Raw genomic sequence first — 26,175 nt, 5'->3', positions numbered from 1 at the left:
TTATATTATACGCACGTTAAAATCTATTCCTTCCCACCTGGCTGCTAATTGCCAGTAAAACGTGAATGTTATTTCGCCGCCTCTATCTATATCGGAAGAAGGCAAATCCACATAGTAAACCCCAAGGTCGGTTTCACGGGTTTCAGTATCGTTAATATCTTGCCATCCATTAAAACTCCAATGAATAATTGCAGGGGATAAGGCTTCGATACGCAATGTCTTGCCGGATTCTAAAGAACGTATTTTATGATTAAACCGCCATTGTACAATATTCGATACCGTTTTATCCTTGAGATACCGTTCGACAGTTTGAGGAGGGGTGTCAAATACTTTTTCTTCCGTAATTGAACGGACAAGCTTTAAATATTCGGCATGCGCCCAAACTAAAGGCGTCGCCGAACCGGAAGGCCGACCGAAGAAAAGGGATCTTTCGGGAATATCGGCAGCGTCCCATATCTGCTCGGACAGTAAGCCGCCGTCATTAGCCAAATTCTCCATTGTTTTAAGCAGTTTTTCAGCACCACCAAGGTTACCCGCGGCTATATCGTAATGTGCCCTTTCTCCCGTCAATAAAGGCCAGATTCTGCCGATACCCGTTCCGTCAAAAGGACTGCCGTCGGAATGTTCGCCGTAACCGTCTCCGTTATACCGGTGCCAGCACGAACCTGAAGGGGTTTCCGTTTTGAGTATGCCGTCAATAACCTTTAATGTATTAAGCATCCTAATATCCTTTGCTTCCCGCAACCCAAAACGGACAAAGGATAACGCGTCGGTACATATTACAGCGGAAGCGGGCTTATGGCTGCTTGAAGGAGGGCGGTTTTTTATAGGCACAAAATTATCCCCCTCTTCAAAATCGGGAGGAGTAACCCTCACGTAATAACCGTCGACTCCAATTCTGTCCGAAAATTCTCCGTTTTTAATATAAAGCCACCTATCGATAGACGAATACCACGCGTCGGCAGTTTCCCGTAAATAAGGAGCTATGCTTCCGTCTCCGGCTAATTCAGCCAGTTCGGCGCCGATAATAAGCGCCGATATCTCTGCGGCAAGCGTAAAGGGGGTATAGCCTCCGTCTTCTTCCCACCTATCCTGCTGTGTAACCGGACCGTTCTGAACTATATATTTTAATGCCTTTTTTAGCATATGCCAGAAACGACCTATATCTTCGTCTAAAAGCGCTTCCTCCCTGCGGGCAAGGTCGAAAAGTATAACGGGCAATGCTGTTTCGTCCATTTGAATTCCGTGCCAGTAAGAGGTTCCGTCAATCCACATATTTTGAAGCCAATGTCCGTCGTTTTCCTGAGTTGCTTCAAGGTATATAAGGGATTTCCTGATTTCGCTTTTGCTGCCTGCGGCAAGAAGCCCTCCGGCGGCTTCAACCATATCGCGCGGCCATACCAGGTGATAGCCGCCTAAGTCGTCGTCTCCCTTAGAAAACCCCCAAGGCACCGCGAGACTTGCAAGAATCGCGCCCGGAACGTCTTTAGACCTATGAACTCGTATGACCATGGCACTTGTTGCGAATAATTTTCTTTTACCGGAAGGAATTAATGTTTTCAACCATGCTTTCCATGGTTCGGAATAAGACTTCAAAAGCTGCCCAAAACCCTCGTCGAGCGAAGCCCTTGCTTGGTGTCCCGCCTCGGTAAAATTACGACTAAATCCTAAAGCTAAGACAAATTCACCGCCTTTTTTTAGATCTATTTCACCAATAAGCGCAACATTACCGTTTTCAGCTCTCGTGTAAATAGACGAAAGACGACTATTACGTTTTAGATCCTGCCATCCGTCGGAATATCCGACAAAACCTACAGAACTATTCTTAAAACCGATATCGCTCATAAGGCAGAGGGAAGTTTGACGCCTTAATGCAAAAAGCCCTGCCGTTCCCTTGTAGCTATCGATCCATGCGGTATTTCCCGCTCCATGATTTCCGATATGAGACGCTAAAATCGTAAAAAGTCTATAGTTGCCGGGTTTAAGAGCAACAAATTTTACTCTTAGTAATACGACCGGCCTATCCGGGTCGCAAATAATATCTTTTTCAATTTCATATCGCCCATTCAAACATGCACTTTCAATATGATAAGCCGGCACGCCGTCATAAATAAGATTAGATGAATGCCCCGCATGACGCTTTTCTTCCGAAAAGAACCCGCCGTCTTCGGTAATAATAAATCCAAGATCACGAATAGCGGCTTCATCCATTCCGGGATAATAGACCTCGTTCAATATACCGTGAGAAACGGTAAACCATACCGGACTCCCGTTTAGAGCCGTTCCTACACCGCTTTTATCGGCACTTGTCCACCGCCCCGGAATGCCGGGCCATCCTGGAGCGCAAATTGCTTCAAGCATTTTAATATCTCCCGAATATAATGTGCATGATTAACCTCCGCGTGTAAAATTGGAATAGTCTATCATTGCACCGTCAACAAATAAAGTGCTGCCGGTTATATAAGACGCGCCATCAGAAACTAAAAAAGCGGCAGTTTTTGCGACTTCTTCTCTTTCGCCCAATCTTCCAAGCGGTATTTTTTCGATAAGATCGGCAAACGTTTCAGGGTTTTCCCAAACACTTTTGTTAATAGGAGTTTTAATAGCTCCGGGAGCTAACGATATTATTCGTATCCCTAAAGAGCCTACCTCCTGTGCCATGGTTTTTGTCAGCATTGACAACCCTGCTTTCGCAACGGTATACGAGCTATATCCTGCCCATGGAATATTTTCGTGAACGGAAGTTACATTTAAAATTACGCCGCTTTTTTGATTGACCATATGCTTCAAGACTTCCCTTGCACAATAAAACGGACCGAATAGATTAATTTTAACCACCCTTTCCCACTCCGAGATATCGGACTCCCATACGAGGGCGCGAGTGCCATCTATCCCCGCATTATTGACAAGAATATCAATCCCGCCCCATTTCTTTACAAAGTCATTCACCATGGCTTCAACCGATTTCCTGTCTGAAACATCGGATTGCAAAATAATAACCTCGGAACCATTATTTCTAATATCCGACGCGATTTTTTCGGCTGCATCGGGATGCGAGTGATAATTAAGACCTATTTTTGCACCGCAGGCGGCAAATTCTTTAGCAATAACTTCGCCGAGTCCGGAACTCGCTCCCGTTATCAAAGCCCTTTTACCCCTTAAATTTATATCCATGTCAAACCTCGGCTTAAATATTTTATCTAAAAAACATACCACCTATACGATCATCAGTAATTGACCGAGGTGCCGTCCGCCGTGTATAAATAATCGGATTATTTAATTTGTTTGCCGCAGGCATTTTGCATCATCGAGGATTTCTTCTTACTCTTGGCATTCTGCATATTTGGAGATTTCTTCTTACTCTTGGCATTCTGCATATTTGGAGATTTCTTCTTACCACAAGCATTTTGTATCATCGAGGATTGCTTCGTGCTTTCGGTATTTTGCATAGTTGAGGATTGCTTTTTACCGCAGGCATTTTGTATGCCGGCAACATTAATCTTGCCGTAAGCCATTGCATAAGCATTACCCGTCAGCGTCATTCCAAAAAGCAAAAAAACCGCTGTTATCACCAAAATAACTTTTTTCATTTTTATCTCCATTTTTTATATTTTAAAACACTGTTTAAAGTATTATATCACAACAAACGGATAATGGAGGGGGCTATTTTTTGTTACTCACCCGCACCGGCATTTCAAAAAATCACAATAAAATAATATAAACCCGTCTTTTATTTTTTCATCATTTTCATAATCTTCATCATTCTCATTCGCATAAGGCGCTGCGAAACGATATTTAGCACCTCCTTATACATATAGCCCTTCCAGTGAAACACGATTATACCGCTTTCAGAGACAAAAAAGGTTTGCGGAATTTCTTTTATGCCGCCATACTCTCTCAATACTTCACTTGTTGCGTGAACCACCGGATAATCCATTTTATATTGATGCGTAAATGCCCTCACTCCTTCCGTTGTAACGTTTACGTTTATACCTATTATCACAAGTTTTTTTGATTTATTTTTATTATAAAAACTTACAAAATGAGGTATTTCCTCCCTGCACGGAGGACACCATGTCGCCCAAAAATTTATAATTACGGTCTTCCCCTCTAAAGATCTTAAGTCTATATTCTTATAACCCGAAAGATCAGGATTCAGCACTTTCAAGCTAAAATTAGGAGCCTTCTTAGATTTAGCGAGAGATATTTCGGGAAATACGAATATCGAAAATATAACGATTAAGGCGATTGAAAGTATTATGGATGATTTTAATTTTTGCATATTATTATTTTATCTCAATTTACGATTAAATTTATAAATTATCCGTTATACGGAATGTTGTAACGAAAAGTGTTTCCGAAATATAAAGAAATCACCGCAAGATAATTAAAAAATATGAGTATTCCCGCAATAATCAAGATAATACCCCCTATAACGGAAATAATCTTTATGAACGGTCGAAGCTTTTTAGATGTAGATAGAAAAATGTTCAAAGAAAAAGACGCCGCTAAAAATGGAACGGCAAGACCCATAGCATACACGAACAATAGCACACCCCCCTCGCTTGCGTTATGCATAGTAGAGGCAATAAATAATATTGAAGCAAGTATAGGGCCTATACACGGCGTCCATGCGGCGGCAAATACAATACCCACTAAAACCGAACCGATTAATCCCACCGGTCTATTTTTTAAATTAAAATTTGCGTCGGAAGACAAAAAAGATAAAAATTTTATTTTGTTAAATGCCCCCAGTATAAACAATCCCATAAGGATAATAAAGATGCCCGATACTCTCATGAGCCATATAGAATGCAGCAGACTTCCCACTGCGCTTGAAAACACGCCGAGCAGAACAAATACGAGCGTAAAACCGAGAATAAACATCAAAGAATGCTTAATTGCAGTCAACTTTAACCGCGTCGTTTTAGATGCGGTAAGTTCATCCACCGACATGCCCGACACATAAGACAGGTAAGAGGGTATTAAAGGAAAAACACATGGGGAAAGAAACGAAAAGAGCCCTGCCAAGAATGCAACTATAAGAGAAACATTGGGCGCAAAAAAAGTACCTATATCCATAAATAAATAAACCTCCATTTTTTAGGATATTATATCACAGTTATTCATTGCACCATAATAGCGCAGCCTTATACCGCACAAAAACTGACAGGCCATTCTTTTCCTTCATCCCGACATGTGATCACTTCCGGTTATCATCGCCCGCTTAATCAAAACGAATATGTATCGATTTAATCTGCGAAAACGGTATATAAGAGCATAGTTTCTTCCCCTTGGTAGGGAAGAAACTATGCCAAAGTAATTGTTATTCCATATAAATTACGGTTTTAAAAAGGAATAACCCTGCGTCTCCCTTCTTACGATCTCGACTACGCCTGCAGGCACGACCTTTACAAAAGGAAATAACGACTCGGTCGTTGCGTGAAAATGTAACATAGTATTATGACAGGCCCTTAACATCAAGCCGTAGACCGCTAAACTTTGCAATATAGGCTCATTTTTTTTATCGAATTTTTTCATAAAAAGTTTTAATCCCGGACCGAATACGACAATCTCTATACTATATTTAAACGGGTTATCTCCGAATGTCGCCATAACGTTTCTAACATTGTTTATTGTCTGCCTCCATACTTTGGGATTGGCAGAATCAACCTCTACAACCATTTTAAAGACCTTATGCTTAAAAAACGCAGGCGGCGGTAATCGGTGAGTATTGTAATAGGCAGGATAAGAACTGTAAGAAGATGGGCCGTACTTTAACGCATAAGCATTGTTGCCGTAGGACGACAAAGATGCGATGATTAAAGCAAACACTGCAATTATCGATAAAAACAATATGTTCTTTTTCATTTTAATCCCTCCGGTTTTTTATAAGTTTCTTTTATTTTTTATTCAACTTTTTTTCTTTATGGGAACGTTAACTTCATGTCCGTTAGATATATATGCAAGATAAAGATATAAGTATTCGACATATTTTGAATGAGGACCGTATTTGAAGCCGTCTTCTCCTCTCAGTATACAGTGCCTCAACTGGTCTTGTATTGAGTAGGGAATTTTTTCATTTGAATATACGTTCGCTTTTTTAAATTTTGGATAGTAAGTGACAGGGAACGGAGGAATCGGGACTAACGAACCTATTACCCCTTTACCCGTAATATCGGCAATTGTATGACAGGTTTCGCATGATTTACCGTTTGCCCCCAGCGGAGTTTTATAATATTTTTTACCCAATTTAACACCCTGCATAAAATTTTTAGGTTGTCCGGCAAACGCATTATTAACACCATAAAGCATCGGAACGACGGCAAAAGTAAGCAATAAAGCAAAGAGCCCTACATAGTGTGTACTATTATTCTTCTGCATCTCAATACCTCCAATATTTATTTATATATTACCCTAGTTGGTTTTAATATAACTAAACCCTTCCCTTTCTTTCATGGCTATGTAGAAAACCGCTCCGGGATAAGCTATTTTCACAAAATTGAACAATTGTTTAGGTTTTATATGGAGCGTCTTCATCGTGTTATAGCATGCGATAAACTTCACTCCGTAAGCATGCAGGCTCTGAATCGTCGGGTAATTTTTCTTATCATACTTTTTCATCAAAAACCGCATTCCCCCGGGGGCATACGCGACTACGTCTATCTTTAAATTTATAAAATGCGGATTTGACAATATTATCGCATTTGAAACATCGGATAACGTTAATGCCCATTCTTTAGGATTAGAGCTGGTTACGACATATATCTCTTTCAGCGGATGGTGCGAGAAGTATTTATAAACGTTTATAATCCTTCCCTTTGCATGCGAATTAACCGGAAAACCCGTTGAAACAAGTATCCCTAATATGGCAAATATAAATAAAATTTTAATCTTCATGATAACGCCTCGCCCCCCGTCTTTTTATAGTTTATAATATCCCGTATATTTCATATACAATCTTAACCTGCCGTCCTTGAATGCCTATATGTTACGACTTCTGTTTTCGCTGGTTTAATATTTCCATGTTTTCTAACATAATCGGCTATAACGTCATAAGCCTTATATTTTGTTAATCCTTTATTGTCGGTATTCATATTTTGCATTTTTATACCGGTTGATACCGCCCAATACTTTTTATCTAAATCCAAGGGTTTTCCGTTGATTTTCCATGTTTTGATTCTCTTATTCAGCGACTCGTTCAGCAGTAAATGAAGTTTTGAATTGGAAACGCGCGTCGCGTCGCCCCCCATTTGTAAATACGGGTCTTTTGCAAAAACATCGCTTAAAACGCTTAATTGAGAAAATAACAGCTGTCTTCCTGTCAATCTGGTCTTATAAACCTCCGGATAGGTCGTACCGTACCAACCGTAAATATTTTCCATAGTGATATCGGAACCGGGAATAAGCGTTTCCCCCCAACGCCAACCTGGAGCAAAAAATAACGGCATATTAAATAGCTCCGTAAACGCTTGTTCAGCGAGGCTATCAACGGGACAAACAAAAGTCGCCCTTCTATAAATCAAAGATTCGGCAATCCCCAATTTTTCATTAAGCACGTCATTATAGGGGGCATGTTCCTCGTCAATTATCCTTTGTATTTCTTTATCGGGCTTAATCCAGTTTGTAACAATAGGTATTAATTTATGATCGTAATCTACTATTCTTTTATTCTTGACGTTTAAATCAATCTTTCCTATAAACTTACCGTGCGTGCCCGCCTGACATATAATGGTGTTGTTGATAATATCGGGAGCGGGGAGTATATCATGGGTATGCCCGCCTATTATTAAGTCTATACCGTTAATTAAAGCCGCGAACTTCCTATCTGCCTCAAGACCGTTATGCGAAAGAACGACGACTAAATCTACCTTTTCTTTATTTTTAAGTTCATTTACCATTTTCTGCGCATGATAGGTGTCTATGCCGAAAGTCCAGTTCTCGACAAAATGGGCGGGGTGAGCCAACGGAACGTACGGAAAAGCCTGACCTATTATGCCTACCCGTAAGCCGTTTACCTCTTTTATTATATAAGGCTTGAATATAAGATTACCCCATGTCGAATCCTTGACATTTTGAGCTATAAACGGAAACTTCAATTTTTTAATATTGGATAAGAGCTGCTTCTTGCCGTAAGTAAACTCCCAATGTCCCGTCATGGCGTCATAACCCATGGCATTTTGAGTATTCACTACCGCCATGCCTTTAGTAAGAAGTGCTATCCCCGTACCCTGCCATGAATCTCCCGTATCGAGTTGTATGGTCTTATTGTATCTTTCGGCTTTTATCTTATTAAAAATAGATGCCATATGGGCATAGCCACCCATATAACCATACCGTTTGTTTAAATTTACAAAATCAACGCATGAGCAAAAATACCCCATAGCGGATTTTGGGTTGATATCGTAATAAAGATTAAACGAGTCTCCGACTAAATGCCCCGGTTTGCCGTTCATGCTGTTACAGCCTATGTTTACGGAAGGCTCCATATATAAAGTAGGTTTTAAATGGGCATGAGAATCGGAATTCCATGTGATAGTCAAATTGCCTACCGATTTAAATTTCAAAAGGTTCACAGGGTTTATCGCAACCCCAGCCGCAAGAACTGACGATGTTTTCAAAAAGTCTCTCCTGGATAATTCACCGGACATAATATTTAATATCTCCTTTTATACTTTTAATATTTATTAATGAATATCGGCAACTATTCTGCTCTCTTATGGCAGAAAGTCAAGCAACGTTTATGGAAACCGATTTCTTGTAAATGTTCCCTTTAGTATCGTACATTACAAAATCTAAAGGCGCCGTTTTATTTCCGGCTCTTACGTCAAAAACTAAAAAAGGATTAGCCGATACCGCTATTCCGTAATTGCATCTGGTAATCAGCCTTTTGTCATAATATATATCAACCTTATTTATTATCCATTCAGGGATAATTTTACCTGTTTTTTTATTTTTTCTAAGACCGGTATCCATCGGATGATGAGTCAACGACATCACCTTAAAAATCTTTCCCTTCTCTACGCTGCCAGGCACCCTGACTAAAATAGTCCCTATTTTCATGATTATGCTCCTATTTTGGTTATATGACTATATATGAAATTAACTCTGTTCGACTTATATTCCCTAACAGCCGCCGAGTGTAACCTTAATTTTTCTTTTATAGCCGTAAACATCGCCGTTAGAATATTCCGCTAAAACCTGGACATACGATTCCTGTTGCAATTTAATCCTTGTTTTAATAAAGGCTGTGCCGTTTCCCGGGGTTAAGTCAAACGAAGCGGCACGGGGAAACGGATTGTTAAGATCGTAAATATAAAAAGTTTTTAAGTATAATTTATCAGTTTGCGGGTTTCCTACTTCTATCGTTATCGGAACAAAGGCTCCGTTCTGGGCAATTAACGGAAGACGGACTCTTGGAATAAATAATTTTTCTTCTTTTGTCGGATGATCGATCCATTTCACTTTTTTGCCGTTAACGGTTTCAACATTGCTTAAAACAATAGGAGGAAGCCTGTGCGTTATTTTTTTAGCAAAAGAATCTCTTGGAATACTCATAATTGAACCTGCACCTACGGTGATGGCCGTGACAATCGCCGTTTTTTTAATAAAATCTCTCCTCGTTACGTTCAACCGTTTACTCATACTTTTTCCTCCCCATTATGAAAGTTTTATTATTTATTTTGAATAATTCTTATAAGTGCAACGTTCATGCCGTATATTGGATAACAATTACATTGTCTCCATATCTCTTTTAATATGGGGCAATAATCGCATATATAGGGTATTTACTTTATGAATGCAAAAAATTATTATGCTGATGAGAGGGGTATGTCAGGTGTGGATAAAACGGTAAAGGACAAAAACAGACAGACGGCTGTCCAAAAACGGACAATTTTATATTTATCCGAAAAGATTATACTTCTTCATTTTTGTTATAAGCTGCTTCCTGGATATACCAAGTGTAATCGCTGATTTGGTCTGATTGTAATCATTTTTTTCAAGTGCATTTTTGATTACGTATATTTCCACATCCTCAAGCCTCAAGTTGTCCGACGTTAAGCTGATTATGTTTTCATCATCCTTGTTTTCAAGCCGCCCGGATGTTATTGTTTTAGGAAGGCTTGACGGTTCCAACACGTCATAAGGAGAAACAATGACGGCTCGTTCGATAAAATTCTCAAGCTCCCTTATATTGCCCGGAAACGCATAATCCATTAATATCTTAATTGCCTCTTCCGAAATAGATTTTATATTTTTTTTATTGAGCTTGCCATATTTTTTAACAAAGAAATTTGCAAGCGGGGCTATATCCTCTTTTCTTTCTCTTAGGCGCGGAATCTTAAAATGAAGTACGTTTATCCTATAAAAAAGGTCTTCCCTGAACTTTTTCTCTATAACGGCTCTTTCAAGCTCTATGTTAGTGGCACAAATGATTCTTGCATTAAGTTTGATTTTTTCATTTGAACCGATTCTCGAAAATTCTTTATCCTGTATTACCCTTAGTAATTTTGCCTGCATAAATAGAGGCATATCCCCTATCTCGTCTAAAAAAAGCGTCCCACCTTCAGCCGTTTCAAATTTGCCTATTTGCCTTGAAATTGCACCGGTAAAAGACCCCTTCTCATGCCCAAAAAATTCGTTTTCCATAAGGTCGATGGGCACTGCGCTACAATTTATCGGAACAAACTCCCCCCTTCTGCCGGAAAGATCGTGCATTATTCTTGCGACAAGCTCTTTTCCGGTACCCGTTTCGCCGGTTATTAAAATGTTAGACTTAAATTCGGCGGCCAAATAGGCCTCATGTAAAATTTCTGCCAATACGGGGCTTTCAAATATGAAATTTTCCTTAATTTTTGATATATAATCCGATTCTTCATTTTCCGATTCCGAGTTGTCAAGTTTTTCGCCTTTATTTTTATTTAATATTACCTTTAAATTTTCGGAAAGACCCTCTATGTCTACCGGCTTAGAAATAAAATCGTTAGCCCCCATTTTGATAGCGTAAACCGCCTGCTCAATACTGCCAAACGCCGTAATTATTATAAATATAACTCGTTTATCAAAATTTCTGACCTTAGAAAGTAATTCTATCCCGTTCATTCCCTCTAATTTTAAATCGCATAAAATTATATCGTATCTGTTTTTCAGAAACAGATTAAATCCCTGCTCTGCACTAATAGCCGTATCTACTAAAAATCCCCGCTTAATCAGATTTAAGCTTACGACTCTTAGAATATTTTTTTCGTCATCCACCAATAAGATTTTAATCAATATGGATTACCCGTTTTTAAAATAATATTTACGTTAAAGTAGCCGTAATAATGGTATTACAAGCGTAAAAACCGTTCTGTTTTCATCTCCGCAGACATTTATCGTTCCATTGTGCAGTTTCATTATGCGCAGGGATATCGGAAGACCGAGACCGGAACCCGTATTTTTAGTCGTAAAAAAAGGTTGAAATATTTTGTTTAAGTTTTCTTTTAATATAGGACATCCGTTATTACTGATTTCTACATTTACAAAACCGTCTTTAACCCTCGTCCGCACTTCTATTACCCCGTTTTTTGACACGTTCGGCATACAAATTGAGTCTATTGCATTTACTATCAAGTTGAGAATAACCTGTTTTAATAATTCAGGATCTCCTTTTATTAAAACGACATCGTCACCTGTTAAATCTTTGATTAATTTTATGTTTAAACCGGATAATTCAAGTTCCGATACCCTCAAGGATTCGTTTATCAATTTATTTATGTCTATCGTCGTCAGCTCCGGATCCCTTTGTCTTGTAAAGCTTAAAAAATCCATGGTCATTCTGTTTAGTCTTTTTACCTCTTTGTCTATAATATTCGTAAGCTCTAAAACAATTTTATTTTCCGATTCATTGGCTATATAAGTGTTTGCGGACGAAATAATATATGTCGTATTTTTTACTTCATGGGCAATATGCGCCGACATTTCTCCCATAACCGCCATACAGTTCAATTCGCCCTTTTCCTTATTTACAGAATCTATTTTTTTTGTATAGTCCTCTATGGCCCGCGCCATTAAATCAATAGCGTTTATCACGTCTCCTATCTCATCGTTAGACCTATTCTTAAAGATTATTTTGTAATCGCCGTTCTTTATTTTTTCTATATTTTCTTTTATTTCCGATAACGGCTTCATCAGAAAAATCGTCATTATATAAAACATAAGAAGTCCCAGTATAATAAATACAACCGCTATCGTTAAAAATCTGACTCCGACCCAAAAAACACGACTATCGGTAATTTTCATCTCCTTTTTTATGTTAAATTTAATAGCAACAAAACCCAAATTCTTACCGTTATATTGGAGATTTTTAGTCAAAACAGAATATTCTTCGTAGGATTTATGCCTATGATGGTAACTTCCTAACAGCGTAAACCTCGTAGCTAAATTCTTTAGATTATTGAATAATCCAAAAAGAAATCCAGTTCTGTTACTGTTCTTTCTTATACAAAAAATATGTTGAAAATCATTTATTAAAATATTTTTCTTAACGACTATTAACTCTTTCTTATTATTATATAACCAAACGCCTTCCACCATTCCATAATTATTTATATTGGAATATAAATATTGCTTAACAAATTTAGTTTTACCCAAATGATAAAGATAACCTATTTCCGAAGCCAAAACATTAGCCCATCGTTCGTTTTTTAAATAATTCCTATAAGACAATGTTCTGTATATAGTAAAAAGAAATACCCCGTCACTTATAAATGCCATAAAGAAAAAAATAGCGAATGCACTAAGCAGTACTTTCCATTTTATACTCAAATTTTTGATAAAGTTCCTCATTATAACGATCTTATCATAACAGAATAAAAAATGCCCCGGAGATATTTGAATATCCTCGGGGCATCTTAATTTTTAGTACTTAAATCATTATAGAAATCAGAAGTTCCATATAAAGGCGCTTCCTAATGCCGTAATGTCTTTATGTTCGGCACCTGCAAAAGGTTTTGCAGAGGTAGAAGTCTCCGATTCTACGCCGTTTCCAGTCCATACGTAACCGCCCCATGCCTGCCATGCAAGCGTTTTCGTAAAGTGATGGGTAAAATTAATATCAAACTCCGTTCCGATAGCCTTACCGCCGAATTCCTGCGCTCCGTTTAAAGAATCCTGCAACCATGCAGCGTAAATCAATGATTCCTGCAACGTGTTGCCGGAGGGAAGAAATTCCTGGGCATCTGCCATAATTCCATACTTATTCGCTAAATTAGTACCAAGCGGAGGACCGTATATGTAACTCTCACCGGGAGCTTTAATCTGAATTGCCTGCCAGTTAGAACCTATTACGTTACCGAATAACGTTCTGGTGTGCTGTATCTGCGAGTAATACGTGAAGTTATAATGACCAATCGCAATAGGAGCTCCGATACCGAATTTAAATCCTACAGACACGGGAAAAACAGGTGTCGACAGCATTTTGGAGCCGGTTAAGTACAAGTCGTAAGCATTTACCGCGTCGTATTGATCGCTACCTGACGGAGACACGGGCAAAAAACGAGATAGAGGTAAACCGGTATCTATTGCCTGATTTGACGCAATAATCCTGCCCTGAAAGTAATCAACCTCACCCGCCAATTTTGTTCCGGCCTTTGAATACGTTGCCGATAATCCGCCGAATGTAATATTTGCCGTCGGATAATAGGAACTTATAGTGCTTGTCGGGCTATAAACTTTAACGCCACTGATTTTAGTTATATAAGAAAGTTGCGCTTTGAATTGGTTTAAATGCGCCTCGCTTAACCATGCACTGTAACTTATGTTATTGATAGGCTTCAAGGTCATAACCTCTATTACCGGTATAGTACCTACCTGCATGTGCGTATAACCTTCACCTGTGGGAGGATAAATTCCAACATTATATACATTATTGCCGCCTTTACTTTTACCTTGCGGTGCGTTATAGGTGCTTACCTCGGAACCGAATAATACTCCCGCAAATATACCTATATTGCCTATGGGCATAAAATCACCCAAACCGTCGGCATCCGTGTTAACCGCTATCCCGAGACCGAATTTGACGGGCATACGACCTACCATAATAGCACCTATCGGCGTTATAACCCTAAGATAAGCCAGTCTTAAGCCGAATGTATTAAAATCATGATCAAAACCCAAAGGTGCAGGTGTTCCGCCAAGGGCATACCAGCCGTTACTCCCTAAACCGTTAGTAACTCCGTTATAGGCATTGGTTAAATCGACTTGAACGGCAAGCATGGCAAGCGGCATACCGTGGGAAAGCTTGTCATAGCTAATCTTTGAGTTTAATCTTACCCTCTGAAGAAGGGTCTGAAAGGTGTTGCGTGTCGCGCTCTTCGAACTGTTTGAAAATACCTGAGCCTGATTCTGCGCCCAAAGAAGTTTACCGACATATTGCCCGCTAAGTGAAAAGCTGACCCCCGCTTTATTTGCCTGCGAGGCGGCAAAAGACGGCGAAGTCGCCGCTAGTGCTAAAAAACCGGCAATTGCAAATACAAACAATGCCAGCGCTAAAAAATTTTTTCTCATCTTTACCTCCATATTAAATTAAATTTTTCTGAAAGTTAAAAACTCTGACTCAGATAATTGATATCCCTACTCTCTAAATCATGAACTTTAAGTTAAAAATTATCATACATTAAACGCTATTGTCAAGAAAAATTATTCATTTTTTATAAAAATTTTATTTTAATACATATTAAACTATTCAAATATTCTAATATACCGATATTCCCTTATGTCTCTGCATAATAATTCCTTGACAACCTTAGATGTTTGCAAAAAACATGCCGCTAATAACGAAATTGTAACGGACAGGAGCCTCTTCGTAAGAAATTTATCAGATCTTATAGTAAAATAGAGCTATTAACGTTTTTAATAAGACATATAGAGACTTAACAGGGATTTATATTTTTCGGTTTCGGGTAACATTTATTGGAATCTTTGTTCACACCGGTTGCAAACAAAGATTCACATATTTATATTTACAAAAACAAAAAAGTTTGATTTAATAATATTTAATGTATTAAATATTATTTTAATATATCAGATTAATGCAAAATTTTGAACATCCTAAATTTTGGTATATTGATTATGGCCAATAACGACAGCATAAGGAACAGAATAATAAAAAAAAGTTATCTCCTTATACTAAACAAAGGATACAAGGGTACTACGATAGACGATATTTTAAATGAAGCAGGTGTATCTAAGGGCTCCTTTTACTACTATTTTGCATCAAAAAGAGATATTGCGAAGGCGATTATCGATGAAATAATAAAAGAGGAATTTCTTACGGTTTGGCGCAATGTTCATAAAGGCGAGGACCCGGTTAAAAATATAATAAAAAAAATTAATATGTCTTACGATAAAAAAGGTAATCATTATTCATCCACCGGATGCCCTTTGGGCAATCTTATCGTAGAATTTTCTTCAGTAGATATTGAATTTTCCAAAAAGACCGATTCCATCCTTAAAATGTGGTCGTCTTATATTAGAAAAGCCTTAGATAAATCATTGAGGCTTGGGATTTTAAATGCTAACTTCAATCCGGAGAAGGTAGCCGATTTTTTGGTAGCCTCAATGGAGGGATGCATTCTTGCGGCAAAATCCTCTCATGATAAGAAAAAATTAAGGAATTGTTTCGATTCTATGATAAACTATTTGAAATCTATTTCCGACAACTAATTTTTTCATCTTATTTTTATGCATAAAGAAAAAAAATTATATCTGCCGATAGCCTTAGTTTTAGTCCTGCTTGTTTCCTTTTTTGCTCTAACAGCCTGTGCAAAAACAAAAACCAATAAGGTTAATAAAAAATATTCATATTTAAAAAATCTTTCCAAAAATAAAAACACGCATAAATTTTTAGACGCATATTGGAAAACCCCTATTAATGAAGGGAACCCGCTCCCTATCCGGCCGAAGATTCAAAAATCTCTTTCATCTTCTTCCTGCATGGCGTGCCATTATAGACAATATACGGAATGGAAAAAATCAAGAATGGCACATTCAATGGATGCCGGCGTAATAGGACAGCTTTTATTGAAAAAGATGACATCAAAACACTGGAGACCGTGGGTACTTAGCTGCCTGAGCTGCCATTCGCCGGTTGCCGGATATTACGTGCTGCACCCTGCCGAATATAAAGGACCGAGTGCAAAAGAAAAGAAAATTCTGCAAAACGGCACGAAAGAAGAAAGGGCAAAGGTTATAGCGCTGAATGCCTTAAAAATACCAATGGAAAACGGCGCCTCAAGTGTTAGCTGCTCTTCCTGCCACGTCAGATACTTACGCAGATTCGGTCCTCCGGTCGCAAAATATGTTAAAGAAGGAAAGATTGCCCACAGGGGATTTGTTTCCTCTAAAGCCTTTTTAAGTTCCTACTTTTGCATAAAATGTCATCAACTTCCCCAGGATAATAGAAGGCTTAAGGGAAAATTATTCGAAAATACCTACTACGAATGGAAAAAGAGTATCTATGCAAAAAAAGGTATTTCATGTGAGACTTGTCATACTCCGCGCGGTTCAATGGCTTTTAAAAGTATTTACAACAAAGATTTCATATTAAAAGCTATAACCATACGTCTTACAAGGGTTAAAATTTATTCAGGCAGAGTAAATACGATTTTGAGCATAACAAATTCCGGGGTGGGACATGATTTTCCCACATATACTACGCCCAAGGTAATTTTAAATATAGCGCAGGAGAAAGTAGACGGAAACATTATAGGTAAATCGGTCAAACATTATGTAATAGGCTGGAGTGTAAGTTTAAATTTAAAAAAACAATATTTCGACACACGGTTAAAACCTTTTCAAACCGGTATGTTGATATATGATTATCCATTGCTTAACGGCTCTAAATATTTAAAGGCATGGATCACCGTTAAACCGGAATCTCACTATACGCGGTTCTTCGAGGCATACTTAAAGATGAAACAGTTGCCTAAAATCATAAGGATTATTTTTTTGAAGGCATTAAAAGAGGACAAGGGCAGTAAATATTTACTCTGGAGAAAACGGGTAAGAATACCTCTTCGATAAAAGAGGGGGCGTATTAACTAATCCCCCTCTTTACCTTTATTTTTCAATGAATCATTTTCCGCATTTTTGCCGCCTTAATTTTTGCAAGTTTTAAATACATCATCCTTTGAGACGGGTCAAGCAATCTATATGCTTTAATATGGGAGGGTATCATCACGTATCCGAGATATGTTTCTGCCTCTCCTACTGCTTTGACGCGGCTTATTGATTCTTTTATACTTGGATTTTTCTGCATAGACGCGGTTCTATACCCGAGTATCGCCTTCTTAAGTGTCTTGATGCCTTGTTTCGTATCATTCATCATCTCCTTTGCAAGCATCTTCTCCTGCAAAACTTGCACCGGCGTTAACTTTAAAACCTTGGCATTCTTGTAAACCCAAAAAGGACCCGGATGAAATATGTAGAAATTAAATCTAAAGTTTAACGAATGCATCCTAAAAAATCTCTTCATATTCCGCGTTTTTTTTGTTTTGCTCATAGCACATGCATTAGTAGGCATACTTGCATTCGCTCCGCTGATATTAAAACCTAAAAATACTGCCAAAAACAAAAATGCGGTCAAAAAAATCTTTTTCATACGGTTTTGCCCTCTTATTTATTTTTTATAATTATGTATATGTAAATCAACTATGGGAGCGTTGGGAAGCCTGGAATATTGCGTCCATGAACCGTTATAGTCGGCTACATCGTTTTTGCCGATCAAAAATTTAGTTACAAACCAGTCAAGGCTCGCCCAGTATCCCGTATTACAATAGGTAATTACCGGCTTTCTAAAACTTACCCCTGCCTTTATCATCACAGCCCTTGCTTCCGCAGGAGTTACAAATTCATAATAACCTGCTTTATTCATTTTTTCAAACCTTTTAAACGGAACATTGATTGCCCCAGGTATGTGTCCGTGCTTCACGAACCTCTTATCGTGGTCTATCCCCTCATACCATGCCGAGGGGCGGGCATCTATCAAAACGGCATCGTTGGTCTCTAAATATTTCCATATGCGTTGATACGGAGCACGCGAATGCAAATTAATATCGGCGATTTTAAAATTACTTTCCGTAGGATGCGAAGGTTTAACGGTAATAGGCAGCTTGTCGTACATCCACCTTGCTAATCCTCCGTTTAATATCGCCGTGTTTCTTAATCCGTAAAACCACGCCGTCCATAGCGCCCTGGTTTCACTGCTGTAACCGAGCGGAAATTCGGATAAGCCGCCCCCGGTGAAAACGATTATGCTGCGATCGGTTATACCGGCATGCCTATAAATATCAGTCATTCTTTGCGGACTTGCAATATTTCCGAGAACCTTGATACCAACATAATCCTGCATTATAGAAGGAAACGGTATGTCTACCGCCCCGGGGATATGTCCGGATGCATAGGCTTTTGGAGCCCTTATATCTACTATAACCATATTCTTATTATGTATATGGTTATAAACCCAGTGCGGCGAGACTAAATGATTCTTCGGAACATTAAGGGCGTAAATGCTACCCACCCATAAAAACATTACCGCAAAGGCAATTATTAAAATTTTTAACTTTTTCATGTCACTTTTCTCCTGAATTAAAAATTAAGTTCAATTACTTACGTTAACGCTCTCACAAACCTTTAACAACGATAGGAACGTCGCTCCATAAAATCTCATCTAAAATCATACTTTCGTCATTATTTTTTATAATCTCTTTAACTTCCAAACCTCTTTTTTTTAAATTTTCGGCAACCTTATGCATGACATTATCTCTCTCAATCTCTGGACTATCAACATATAAAAACAAAAATTTTTTACTCATAATATATACACCACATCCGCATTTTGTACTTCATCGGTTAAATTATTTAAATCAGAATCACTATCGGGATTTACGTATTGCAAGGGGATTTCACAGAACTCGATAGTCTCAAGCTGAATATTTATATTTTCGTTTTTTTCCAAATCACCAATGACAACTACCCTTACTCTGTCGTCCAATAACATTAAACCGTTCGCCATTCTCAACCCTTCGTATTTTTTAAATTGCGATATTACCAATATATGTTTCGGCTCTTTATTTTCCATAATTTATCCTTAGTTTTATCGTAGAATTATATGAATTTAAAATACGATTACCTTATCTGAGCGGTTAACCAATTCGGCATCCTGATATTGTCCGCCTATGACCGTCTTATCTTTGAATTTTTCGATATTTTTAGTTTCCCCCAACCTATCAATAGAATGTTCGCAAATTGAAACTTTGCAATAAATCTGATCTATTAAATCGATAAAATCAGCAGAGTTCAACAGCAAAATACCCCTGTCCGTCAAAAAACATTCAGTCTCAAAACCCTTTAAAGATGCTGTTTTTAATAAGTTTATCGCGTTATTCATATATCTATCGTCGGTTATTACTACGCCGATGTGCATATGGAACCCCCCATATTATAATGCAAAATTCGTGATATTCTCACTTTACGACCTCAATAATATAAATGCCCTTCTCCAATATCTCATTTGCGACGGAATGATCTTCGTTTTTGCACATTTGCAGTATGCTCTCGTGAGAGGAGGGATTGCTTATTTTAATATTTACATGATCACCCTTGTTTATCTTTTCTAAAACTTTTTTAGCATACATTTGAGGAACGGGACAAACATAACCCGTAACATCTAACACATAGTTGTTATCGTCTATTTTTTCGAATTTTACCGCCATAATAGTTTATATCCCCCCTTTTAATTTAGTTTTATTCCTTACTTATTCCTTGAGAATCTCGTATGTATATATTCCTTTCTCGTCGGTAACGCTTAGTAATTCACATTTTTTTTCGACTTCGCACAATCCCGTAATACCGAAACACTCGTCACACGACGGGCCTTTTACCACCACCTTTAAATGAAATCCGCCTTTGAGTTTACCTATCGCATTTTTAACATATACCTGCGTTCTTTTTTCGCTCATCTTTCTGCAATCAAGCACATAAACATATTCGGATTGTTTTCGTAAGACCTCGCTCATAATTTTTATCTCACCGTTGCATAATTACATAAAACCTTCTATATTATCCAACTCTTTCAACTCTTTGGCGCTCTTATAATTAATCCATTTACCGATTACTTTAACCGCAAAATAACTTCCTATTATCATACCGACAAAATAAAGCCAGCCGCTTGGGTCTCCGTTAACGACGGGAACAAAGAATGCTCCGATATTACATCCTAACCCTATTCTCACACCGATGCCCATGAACCAACCGCCAAATGTTGCAAAAGCGATTGTTTCGAGATTTGGAATTTTCCAGCTGAATTCTTTAAAGGAAATCGCCATGATGGCCGCACCGATAATCGTTCCGAAAGACATTAACAGAGGGGGGTTAAGCAAGGGGTTTGGAATTCCGTTTACAAAACCGAAGGTCATGTTATTCATCAAATTCCACCCTAATTTTTGAAACACCCATGCCAGTCCTTGAGCCTCCTGAGTTGCAATATACCAGTAACCCGGGTCAAATACGCCTTGAAGTGCTATTCCATGGGTATAACCTAATCTCTCAAGTACCTGCCCAAAATTTACAAAATGATATACTTTGCGAAGATCGCTCAGCACAAACATATTGAGTCCCGCAAAAACTCCAAGACCGATACCGCCATACACGGTCTTTTTAGCCTGTACGAGCATTGACCACATTCCTTTTAACTCATTCTTAAACCCTATATTTTTTGACGTAAATTTGTTCTCATGTATGTAATGTTTTCTATGATACAAATAATATATTACGATAAGAATAATTACACACGGGATAAAAACGTTAATAAAAGTATTGCTGATAAAAACATTTGCCCATATATTGTGAAAATTGAGTAGATCCGCTATCGTATAGCCTTTATGCGTAAAAACATAACCGGCCATAAAGTAGTCGTACCAGGTGTGTAAATATTCCTTGGGTATTCCCTGTTGAATAGCGGCCACCTTCCATGCTTTAGGAATAAAATAATTCAAAAAACCAAAACTGGTTGCCGCGAACACGATCTGCGACAATGCCAAATTGAAAAGGACTATCCACGAAGTCATGTTCCCTTCTCCGGATTTGTATAGCGTACCCGATGAACAACCCCCGGCAAAAACAATACCAAACCCGAATATCGCCCCGCCGATTAATTCGCTGACGGCGAATGGATTAGGCGAAAAAGTAAGAAAGTCGAATCCAGTAACTATTGCCGAAATGATACCGTAAACTATTATAGCGATCATCAGCCCCGCAGCAACTCTCACGACTTTAACGGCGAATATGTCGCGAACAGCGGACGCCATGCAAAAATGGCCGTATTGAAGAAATAATCCGAATATTAACCCAAACCAGTAATAAGCGAGAAGATATATAAACACATGGTGAATGTCATACATCATTACCGAGCCGATGATGCTTAAAACCACTAATGTTATCAAGCCCACCGGAAACTTTTTAATTTTAGGAGCCTGCATGGCCCCAACACTGCAAGAACTATTATTTGACACGACAAAACCCTCCCTTAGATTTTAATCATCGATATCTCTAACGTACATTGCAACATTTATCAAAAAAACATCTAATCAACCCTTAAGTTTCGGGGCATTTGGATGCGCCGCGTAAAACGCCTTGTCTTCAGATTCGGCTTTTTTAACTATTTGCGAAAGATCGGACGTATGACATGCTTCGCACGAGAACTTAGGAGTCTTAAGGGGATCGGCTATCAAATTGGCATGCGCCATACCTTTCGCGATTGCAAAATGATTCCCTTTATGACAGGTAATACAACTTATATTGCGCACCGGACGATGAACATGATGTATCGGCCCGAGATCCTTTTCCGCTATGCCCCCGCTATGACATTCGACGCAGCTTGAGGGCGCAAGTCCGCAAGCGTTGGCAACGGGAGTCTTAAAGCCCTTTAGAACTTTGCCGGAAATAAGACCTAACGAAAGACTTTTAGACTGGGCTTTACGGCTGACAGCGACATGTGATTTGATGGAGTTGCTCATCCATAACCTGCTGAAAATAACCGCGCCGAAAATAAAAGGCACTATCAACGCAAATAAAAAAACTTTTTTCCATTTAATTTTTTTCATCTATCCGCCCCTTATTCAAATGTGATTACAAAATTTTTATCTGCACCTAAAATGTAAACCGTTTAGTCTAATTTAATTAAAGTTTAACATATTACGATTATGTATGTCAATATAAAAATTTATTATTAAAAAATTATAAAAATAAAATATATATTTATTATGAAAACCTTTATTTTACCTGAATATTAGTATATTAATATATTAATATAATAGAATATTCTTTAATCCTCATATATCCGCATAACGCAAAAGAATATATCGAATAAGGTGTGGCAAAAATAGGAATTTATTTTATGCTAACTTGACAAACAACGTCGACATATGGCAAGATTATTCTCAATAAAAGATTCGCTATATCACGCTAATACATAAACTTTAAAGAAAGTTTAACCGACCCGCATTCGACTTGAGATTTAAATTGAGCGGCAAATACGTTTTTGTATAATTCCTATGGATTCATTAAAAACATTGAAGGTTTTGGGAGTTGCGGGAAGCATATTAATCTTTCTGGGTGTAATACCTTATTTTAGCGATATATTCAATTCTATAGGCGGTATATTATTTTTTATAGCTATATATAAAACCGGAAAGATTTTAAGAGACAAATCTATATTTCATAAATTTTTCACGGGGTTTATTATAGAAATTTCGGGAATTTTTTTTGGGGTAGCGATCGTCCTTATCTTCTTTCCTAAGTTTTTTGAATTCAAATCGTATATATCCGCAATAATCGGCTTCCTAATAATTTATCCCTTTATAATAATCGGCTCTAGTTTTTATAAAAAAAGTTTTGTTTTAATTGCACTTCATACAAACAACAAATTTTTTAAATTGGCAGGAAGTTTTATGTTCTGGGGTGCAGTAGGAATCATATTTTTTGGCCTGGGTTTAATTTTAATCTATGCGGGGTGGTTTATTCTTATTAAAGCCTTTTTATCTTTACCAAATAAGATCCGAAGAGAAGAATCGGGGCGTGCCGATACCAATATAGCTGTTAATACCTGATTCTACGGGCAATTTCAGGAGTATTCCGCGGGCTTGACATATTTTCCGAAAAATAATAAAATAACACTCTTAATATTATTACGTTATTTGTATTTAAACTCATATAAAATATCAAAATGTTTGACGGACTAAGTTCAAAACTCGAAAGAGTATTTAAAAACCTTAGGGGTTACGGAAAGCTATCCGAGAAAAATATTGAAGGTAGCCTTAAAGAAATAAAACTATCTTTATTGGAAGCCGATGTAAACTACCTTACCGTAAAAGAATTTATTGAGAACGTAAAAAATAAAGCTATAGGCGAAAAGGTTGCCGACAGCTTGAACCCTGCCCAGCAGATAATAAAAATAATAAGAGACGAGATGGTCGTTCTATTGGGCGACAACGAACCCCTTAATATTAAGGCTAAACCGCCTGTAATTATTATGCTTATAGGGCTCCAGGGCTCCGGTAAGACTACTACCGCAGGCAAGCTTGCATTATACCTGCACAGAATGAAACGCAAGGTTTATTTGGTTCCGGCAGATGTTTACAGACCTGCCGCAATACTGCAGTTAAAAAAAATAGGCGCAAGTATTAATATACCCGTTTACGAACCATCCGAAGAAAACGGAAAAGTTATGCAAAATCCGGAAAATATTCTGCAAAACGCATTAAACATTGCCAAAAAACAGGCTTACGACACGGTGATAGTCGATACGGCAGGAAGGCTTGAAATCGACGAACCGCTTATGAACGAGCTTAAATCGCTTAACAATAAGTTTAATCCACAAGAAATTTTATTCGTTGCAGATTCTATGCTGGGTCAAAGCGCCGTCACGGTAGCAAAGGCTTTTAACGATGCACTGAATATTTCAGGCATTATCTTAACTAAGGTTGATGGAGATTCAAGAGGCGGAGCGGCACTGTCTATTAAAAAAACAGTGAATAAACCGATAAAATTTATCGGAGTAGGTGAAAAATTAAGCGATTTTGAGGTTTTTTACGGCGATAGAATTGCCGATAGGATACTCGGCATGGGAGATATTCTTGGCTTGATAGAAAAAGCGCAGGAATCCATAGACGAGAAATCCGCTCAATCTATCGAGAATTCTCTCAATAAAAAAAACTTTACCGTAAAAGATTTTGCGGAACAGCTTAAAATGATGTCTAAAATAGGCGGCATTACTAAAATAGCAGGAATGATTCCGGGTTTTTCCAAAATAAAAGATAAATTTAATCCCGAGTTAGCAGAAAAGGAAATATCGAAAATTAAGGCAATAATAAACTCCATGACCGAAAAAGAGCGTATAAACCCGGGCATTCTTAACGGCGGTAGAAGGAAAAGAATTGCAACGGGAAGCGGAACGGCGGTAAACGACGTCAATATATTTATAAATAAGTTCGAAGAGGTTAAAAAAATGATGAAAGCATTTAAAAAGAATAAATCGGGTTCTTTAAAAAATATAAATAATATTAAAAACATATTTAACAAGGGAGATTTCAAGTGACGGTAGCAATTAGGCTTACAAGAGTAGGTTCTCACAAAAAACCTGTTTACAGAATTGTAGCGGCTTCAAAAGAAAAAGCGGTTCAAAAAAAGTTTATTGAGATATTGGGCGTGTATAATCCATGCTCAAGCACTAATCAATTTACTATTAATAAAGATAAATTCGACAAGTGGATAAGTCTGGGGGCAAAACCCAGCGATACCGTTATGTCTTTGGTCAAAAAACAAGGAAAATGAACGACAACCGTGAAAACGGCGATAATTATACAGACGGCTATATAAGTATTGGGGAATTTGCAAAACCACATGGAATTCATGGCGAGCTTCTGTTTATTCCTTATAATCCCCTAACGGATGCAATAGGGTTGAATGTTTCTTTATTTATAAAAAAAACCGACTGTTACTCATTTATAGACATCGAAAAAATAAGACCGGTAAATAAGGGATATCTTATTAAAATCTGCGATGTTAATTCTATAGAGGAAGCTGAAAAGTTCAAAAGAGTTCCGATATTCATAAAAAAAACCGACATTATCGTCGATAAAGACGAGTATTTGATTTCCGATTTAATCGGATTAGACTGTTACAACGAAATCGGTAAAAATATCGGAATCGTTTCGGAAATTTACTCCGGCGAAACCGATGTTGTAGGAATTACGTCGGATAAAGACATCTATTTGATCCCTATGACTGAAAATAATATCAAATCCATAGATATAAAAAGTTTAGAGATAAACGTAAAAAATGAAGAAGACTACAAAATATGAACGATGAGAGCAAGGCGGTCCGGAATGCAAAAGTTATTGATATAATTTCGATTATGCCCGAATATTTTGATTCGTTTCTCAAGGTCGGACTTATCGGAAGGGCCGTTAAAAACGGTCTTATCCGAATAAATATTATTAATCCGAGAAATTTTTCAGAAGACAGGCACGGGAGGGTAGACGGCAAGATTTACGGAGGGGGTGCGGGGCAGCTTTTAATGGCAGAACCGATTATCAAGGCATACGAGTATTCTATAAACGAATACGATAGACGCGATTTGAATGATTGCAAACTTAAAGGTGATAAAACCATTACCGTAATAATGTCGGCTTCGGGGAGGCTGCTGAACTCAAAAATAGCACGTGATTTTTCCGATTGTGACCATATTATAATAATTTGCGGAAGATATGAAGGGATAGATGCAAGAGTGCCGGATATTATAAACGGAATGGAAATATCTATAGGTAACTATATTTTATCCGGCGGAGAGATCGCCTCTATTATTTTAGTAGAAACAGTAAGCCGTTACTTTAAGGGATTTCTCGGAAATTCAGAATCGTTAAAAGAGGAAAGCCTTTCCGGGGATATTGAAAAAATGTTGGAATACCCTCAATATACGAAACCGACGGTCGTAAAAGACTATGCCGTTCCGGATGTTCTTCTTAGCGGAAACCATAAATTAATTAGCGGATGGAGAATGGATGAGGCTTTAAAAAAAACGGCAGAGAACAGATTGGACTTACTTAACAAAAAAACGGAACAGGTTTAGTTTTTGCT

Annotated in this window: 30 protein-coding genes; 7 read left to right on the top strand and 23 right to left on the bottom strand. The window is 37.9% G+C overall.

Translation table 11 applies throughout. The annotated features are described in order from the left end of the window. The 14 genes from ACMCNP_RS05310 to ACMCNP_RS05245 all read right to left on the bottom strand — a co-directional run bounded on the left by ACMCNP_RS05310 (position 1) and on the right by ACMCNP_RS05245 (position 14,547). Positions 1-2,361, bottom strand: a complete 2,361-nt coding sequence (locus ACMCNP_RS05310) for a glycoside hydrolase family 15 protein (protein ID WP_419314817.1) — start codon at positions 2,359-2,361, stop codon at positions 1-3. 30 nt (positions 2,362-2,391) lie between these two features. Continuing rightward, a complete protein-coding gene (locus ACMCNP_RS05305) occupies positions 2,392-3,174 on the bottom strand; it encodes a glucose 1-dehydrogenase (RefSeq protein ID WP_419314816.1) in 783 nt (260 codons plus the stop codon). 98 nt (positions 3,175-3,272) lie between these two features. Beyond that, positions 3,273-3,590 carry a hypothetical protein gene (locus ACMCNP_RS05300; protein ID WP_419314813.1) on the bottom strand — a complete coding sequence of 106 codons (318 nt, stop codon included), beginning with the start codon at positions 3,588-3,590 and terminating at the stop codon, positions 3,273-3,275. 140 nt (positions 3,591-3,730) lie between these two features. Then, positions 3,731-4,282, bottom strand: coding sequence for a TlpA family protein disulfide reductase (locus tag ACMCNP_RS05295; protein WP_419314810.1), 552 nt, complete (start codon positions 4,280-4,282; stop codon positions 3,731-3,733). Between the two features lie 38 nt (positions 4,283-4,320). Beyond that, complete coding sequence (locus ACMCNP_RS05290; protein WP_419314808.1) at positions 4,321-5,082, bottom strand: cytochrome c biogenesis CcdA family protein; 762 nt, start codon at positions 5,080-5,082, stop codon at positions 4,321-4,323. A 258-nt stretch (positions 5,083-5,340) separates the two neighbouring features. Further along, entirely contained in the window at positions 5,341-5,871 is a 531-nt protein-coding gene (locus tag ACMCNP_RS05285) for a DsrE family protein (RefSeq protein WP_419314805.1), read from the bottom strand. Positions 5,872-5,913: 42 nt separating this feature from the next. Continuing rightward, positions 5,914-6,384 carry a hypothetical protein gene (locus ACMCNP_RS05280; protein ID WP_419314802.1) on the bottom strand — a complete coding sequence of 157 codons (471 nt, stop codon included), beginning with the start codon at positions 6,382-6,384 and terminating at the stop codon, positions 5,914-5,916. A 33-nt stretch (positions 6,385-6,417) separates the two neighbouring features. Continuing rightward, a complete protein-coding gene (locus ACMCNP_RS05275) occupies positions 6,418-6,900 on the bottom strand; it encodes a DsrE family protein (protein WP_419314800.1) in 483 nt (160 codons plus the stop codon). Positions 6,901-6,962: 62 nt separating this feature from the next. Further along, on the bottom strand, positions 6,963-8,651 hold the full coding sequence (soxB, locus tag ACMCNP_RS05270; protein WP_419314798.1) for a thiosulfohydrolase SoxB: 1,689 nt from the start codon (positions 8,649-8,651) through the stop codon (positions 6,963-6,965). Between the two features lie 79 nt (positions 8,652-8,730). After that, entirely contained in the window at positions 8,731-9,063 is a 333-nt protein-coding gene (soxZ, locus tag ACMCNP_RS05265; protein WP_419314795.1) for a thiosulfate oxidation carrier complex protein SoxZ, read from the bottom strand. A gap of 63 nt (positions 9,064-9,126) precedes the next feature. After that, entirely contained in the window at positions 9,127-9,645 is a 519-nt protein-coding gene (locus ACMCNP_RS05260) for a thiosulfate oxidation carrier protein SoxY (protein WP_419314792.1), read from the bottom strand. A gap of 258 nt (positions 9,646-9,903) precedes the next feature. Beyond that, on the bottom strand, positions 9,904-11,274 hold the full coding sequence (locus tag ACMCNP_RS05255) for a sigma-54-dependent transcriptional regulator (protein WP_419314789.1): 1,371 nt from the start codon (positions 11,272-11,274) through the stop codon (positions 9,904-9,906). 33 nt (positions 11,275-11,307) lie between these two features. Continuing rightward, the gene (locus ACMCNP_RS05250; protein ID WP_419314786.1) at positions 11,308-12,807 is read right to left on the bottom strand and encodes a sensor histidine kinase; all 1,500 of its coding nucleotides are present in this window, start codon (positions 12,805-12,807) and stop codon (positions 11,308-11,310) included. Positions 12,808-12,924: 117 nt separating this feature from the next. Further along, the gene (locus tag ACMCNP_RS05245) at positions 12,925-14,547 is read right to left on the bottom strand and encodes a hypothetical protein (protein WP_419314783.1); all 1,623 of its coding nucleotides are present in this window, start codon (positions 14,545-14,547) and stop codon (positions 12,925-12,927) included. A 564-nt stretch (positions 14,548-15,111) separates the two neighbouring features. Between ACMCNP_RS05245 and ACMCNP_RS05240 the strand changes: the two genes are divergently transcribed. Both ACMCNP_RS05240 and ACMCNP_RS05235 read left to right on the top strand, forming a co-directional pair. Then, positions 15,112-15,705 carry a TetR/AcrR family transcriptional regulator gene (locus ACMCNP_RS05240; protein ID WP_419314780.1) on the top strand — a complete coding sequence of 198 codons (594 nt, stop codon included), beginning with the start codon at positions 15,112-15,114 and terminating at the stop codon, positions 15,703-15,705. Between the two features lie 18 nt (positions 15,706-15,723). Continuing rightward, positions 15,724-17,064 (top strand): multiheme c-type cytochrome, encoded by a 1,341-nt coding sequence (locus ACMCNP_RS05235; protein WP_419314778.1) that lies wholly within the window; start codon positions 15,724-15,726, stop codon positions 17,062-17,064. A 43-nt stretch (positions 17,065-17,107) separates the two neighbouring features. Here the strand turns inward: ACMCNP_RS05235 and ACMCNP_RS05230 are convergent, their stop codons facing one another. The 9 genes from ACMCNP_RS05230 to ACMCNP_RS05190 all read right to left on the bottom strand — a co-directional run bounded on the left by ACMCNP_RS05230 (position 17,108) and on the right by ACMCNP_RS05190 (position 22,142). Further along, positions 17,108-17,641, bottom strand: a complete 534-nt coding sequence (locus ACMCNP_RS05230) for a hypothetical protein (RefSeq protein ID WP_419314776.1) — start codon at positions 17,639-17,641, stop codon at positions 17,108-17,110. A gap of 18 nt (positions 17,642-17,659) precedes the next feature. Further along, the gene (locus tag ACMCNP_RS05225; RefSeq protein WP_419314773.1) at positions 17,660-18,610 is read right to left on the bottom strand and encodes a sulfurtransferase; all 951 of its coding nucleotides are present in this window, start codon (positions 18,608-18,610) and stop codon (positions 17,660-17,662) included. A 52-nt stretch (positions 18,611-18,662) separates the two neighbouring features. Next, positions 18,663-18,854 (bottom strand): hypothetical protein, encoded by a 192-nt coding sequence (locus tag ACMCNP_RS05220; protein ID WP_419314771.1) that lies wholly within the window; start codon positions 18,852-18,854, stop codon positions 18,663-18,665. Continuing rightward, the gene (locus ACMCNP_RS05215; RefSeq protein ID WP_419314768.1) at positions 18,851-19,120 is read right to left on the bottom strand and encodes a hypothetical protein; all 270 of its coding nucleotides are present in this window, start codon (positions 19,118-19,120) and stop codon (positions 18,851-18,853) included. Before ACMCNP_RS05215 ends, ACMCNP_RS05220 begins: the two co-directional genes overlap by 4 nt. 36 nt (positions 19,121-19,156) lie before the next feature. Beyond that, the gene (locus ACMCNP_RS05210) at positions 19,157-19,465 is read right to left on the bottom strand and encodes a DsrE family protein (protein WP_419314765.1); all 309 of its coding nucleotides are present in this window, start codon (positions 19,463-19,465) and stop codon (positions 19,157-19,159) included. A 40-nt stretch (positions 19,466-19,505) separates the two neighbouring features. Next, entirely contained in the window at positions 19,506-19,754 is a 249-nt protein-coding gene (locus ACMCNP_RS05205) for a sulfurtransferase TusA family protein (RefSeq protein WP_419314762.1), read from the bottom strand. Positions 19,755-19,796: 42 nt separating this feature from the next. Then, the gene (locus ACMCNP_RS05200) at positions 19,797-20,057 is read right to left on the bottom strand and encodes a hypothetical protein (RefSeq protein ID WP_419314759.1); all 261 of its coding nucleotides are present in this window, start codon (positions 20,055-20,057) and stop codon (positions 19,797-19,799) included. Positions 20,058-20,081: 24 nt separating this feature from the next. Further along, positions 20,082-21,551 (bottom strand): YeeE/YedE family protein, encoded by a 1,470-nt coding sequence (locus tag ACMCNP_RS05195; protein ID WP_419314756.1) that lies wholly within the window; start codon positions 21,549-21,551, stop codon positions 20,082-20,084. A gap of 75 nt (positions 21,552-21,626) precedes the next feature. Beyond that, positions 21,627-22,142 (bottom strand): multiheme c-type cytochrome, encoded by a 516-nt coding sequence (locus ACMCNP_RS05190; protein ID WP_419314753.1) that lies wholly within the window; start codon positions 22,140-22,142, stop codon positions 21,627-21,629. Between the two features lie 450 nt (positions 22,143-22,592). Here ACMCNP_RS05190 and ACMCNP_RS05185 point away from each other — a divergent pair, with 450 nt between their 5' ends. The 5 genes from ACMCNP_RS05185 (at position 22,593) to trmD (ending at position 26,167) form a co-directional block, all read left to right on the top strand. Beyond that, a complete protein-coding gene (locus ACMCNP_RS05185) occupies positions 22,593-23,147 on the top strand; it encodes a DUF996 domain-containing protein (protein WP_419314750.1) in 555 nt (184 codons plus the stop codon). A gap of 116 nt (positions 23,148-23,263) precedes the next feature. Further along, on the top strand, positions 23,264-24,634 hold the full coding sequence (gene ffh, locus ACMCNP_RS05180; RefSeq protein ID WP_419314748.1) for a signal recognition particle protein: 1,371 nt from the start codon (positions 23,264-23,266) through the stop codon (positions 24,632-24,634). Next, entirely contained in the window at positions 24,631-24,870 is a 240-nt protein-coding gene (gene rpsP, locus ACMCNP_RS05175; RefSeq protein ID WP_419314745.1) for a 30S ribosomal protein S16, read from the top strand. Before ffh ends, rpsP begins: the two co-directional genes overlap by 4 nt. Next, the gene (gene rimM / locus ACMCNP_RS05170; protein ID WP_419314742.1) at positions 24,867-25,400 is read left to right on the top strand and encodes a ribosome maturation factor RimM; all 534 of its coding nucleotides are present in this window, start codon (positions 24,867-24,869) and stop codon (positions 25,398-25,400) included. Before rpsP ends, rimM begins: the two co-directional genes overlap by 4 nt. Further along, positions 25,397-26,167 carry a tRNA (guanosine(37)-N1)-methyltransferase TrmD gene (gene trmD / locus ACMCNP_RS05165; RefSeq protein ID WP_419314740.1) on the top strand — a complete coding sequence of 257 codons (771 nt, stop codon included), beginning with the start codon at positions 25,397-25,399 and terminating at the stop codon, positions 26,165-26,167. The genes rimM and trmD overlap by 4 nt, the downstream gene beginning before the upstream one ends. The last annotated feature ends 8 nt before the right edge of the window (positions 26,168-26,175 follow it).

This window comes from Candidatus Acidulodesulfobacterium sp. H_13 (assembly GCF_048541835.1).
GTDB lineage: Bacteria > SZUA-79 > SZUA-79 > Acidulodesulfobacterales > Acidulodesulfobacteraceae > QIJE01.
This window is presented reverse-complemented; position numbering and strand designations above follow the sequence as displayed.

What these genes read in the sequence shown, in the direction of transcription:
- ACMCNP_RS05310 (WP_419314817.1), bottom strand. Translation starts at nt 2,361, where the DNA reads ATGCTTGAAGCAATTTGCGCTCCAGGATGGCCCGGCATTCCGGGGCGG.
- ACMCNP_RS05305 (WP_419314816.1), bottom strand. Translation starts at nt 3,174, where the DNA reads ATGGATATAAATTTAAGGGGTAAAAGGGCTTTGATAACGGGAGCGAGT.
- ACMCNP_RS05300 (WP_419314813.1), bottom strand. Translation starts at nt 3,590, where the DNA reads ATGAAAAAAGTTATTTTGGTGATAACAGCGGTTTTTTTGCTTTTTGGA.
- ACMCNP_RS05295 (WP_419314810.1), bottom strand. Translation starts at nt 4,282, where the DNA reads ATGCAAAAATTAAAATCATCCATAATACTTTCAATCGCCTTAATCGTT.
- ACMCNP_RS05290 (WP_419314808.1), bottom strand. Translation starts at nt 5,082, where the DNA reads ATGGATATAGGTACTTTTTTTGCGCCCAATGTTTCTCTTATAGTTGCA.
- ACMCNP_RS05285 (WP_419314805.1), bottom strand. Translation starts at nt 5,871, where the DNA reads ATGAAAAAGAACATATTGTTTTTATCGATAATTGCAGTGTTTGCTTTA.
- ACMCNP_RS05280 (WP_419314802.1), bottom strand. Translation starts at nt 6,384, where the DNA reads ATGCAGAAGAATAATAGTACACACTATGTAGGGCTCTTTGCTTTATTG.
- ACMCNP_RS05275 (WP_419314800.1), bottom strand. Translation starts at nt 6,900, where the DNA reads ATGAAGATTAAAATTTTATTTATATTTGCCATATTAGGGATACTTGTT.
- soxB (WP_419314798.1), bottom strand. Translation starts at nt 8,651, where the DNA reads ATGTCCGGTGAATTATCCAGGAGAGACTTTTTGAAAACATCGTCAGTT.
- soxZ (WP_419314795.1), bottom strand. Translation starts at nt 9,063, where the DNA reads ATGAAAATAGGGACTATTTTAGTCAGGGTGCCTGGCAGCGTAGAGAAG.
- ACMCNP_RS05260 (WP_419314792.1), bottom strand. Translation starts at nt 9,645, where the DNA reads ATGAGTAAACGGTTGAACGTAACGAGGAGAGATTTTATTAAAAAAACG.
- ACMCNP_RS05245 (WP_419314783.1), bottom strand. Translation starts at nt 14,547, where the DNA reads ATGAGAAAAAATTTTTTAGCGCTGGCATTGTTTGTATTTGCAATTGCC.
- ACMCNP_RS05240 (WP_419314780.1), top strand. Translation starts at nt 15,112, where the DNA reads ATGGCCAATAACGACAGCATAAGGAACAGAATAATAAAAAAAAGTTAT.
- ACMCNP_RS05235 (WP_419314778.1), top strand. Translation starts at nt 15,724, where the DNA reads ATGCATAAAGAAAAAAAATTATATCTGCCGATAGCCTTAGTTTTAGTC.
- ACMCNP_RS05230 (WP_419314776.1), bottom strand. Translation starts at nt 17,641, where the DNA reads ATGAAAAAGATTTTTTTGACCGCATTTTTGTTTTTGGCAGTATTTTTA.
- ACMCNP_RS05225 (WP_419314773.1), bottom strand. Translation starts at nt 18,610, where the DNA reads ATGAAAAAGTTAAAAATTTTAATAATTGCCTTTGCGGTAATGTTTTTA.
- ACMCNP_RS05220 (WP_419314771.1), bottom strand. Translation starts at nt 18,854, where the DNA reads ATGAGTAAAAAATTTTTGTTTTTATATGTTGATAGTCCAGAGATTGAG.
- ACMCNP_RS05215 (WP_419314768.1), bottom strand. Translation starts at nt 19,120, where the DNA reads ATGGAAAATAAAGAGCCGAAACATATATTGGTAATATCGCAATTTAAA.
- ACMCNP_RS05210 (WP_419314765.1), bottom strand. Translation starts at nt 19,465, where the DNA reads ATGCACATCGGCGTAGTAATAACCGACGATAGATATATGAATAACGCG.
- ACMCNP_RS05205 (WP_419314762.1), bottom strand. Translation starts at nt 19,754, where the DNA reads ATGGCGGTAAAATTCGAAAAAATAGACGATAACAACTATGTGTTAGAT.
- ACMCNP_RS05200 (WP_419314759.1), bottom strand. Translation starts at nt 20,057, where the DNA reads ATGAGCGAGGTCTTACGAAAACAATCCGAATATGTTTATGTGCTTGAT.
- ACMCNP_RS05190 (WP_419314753.1), bottom strand. Translation starts at nt 22,142, where the DNA reads ATGAAAAAAATTAAATGGAAAAAAGTTTTTTTATTTGCGTTGATAGTG.
- ACMCNP_RS05185 (WP_419314750.1), top strand. Translation starts at nt 22,593, where the DNA reads ATGGATTCATTAAAAACATTGAAGGTTTTGGGAGTTGCGGGAAGCATA.
- ffh (WP_419314748.1), top strand. Translation starts at nt 23,264, where the DNA reads ATGTTTGACGGACTAAGTTCAAAACTCGAAAGAGTATTTAAAAACCTT.
- rimM (WP_419314742.1), top strand. Translation starts at nt 24,867, where the DNA reads ATGAACGACAACCGTGAAAACGGCGATAATTATACAGACGGCTATATA.
- trmD (WP_419314740.1), top strand. Translation starts at nt 25,397, where the DNA reads ATGAACGATGAGAGCAAGGCGGTCCGGAATGCAAAAGTTATTGATATA.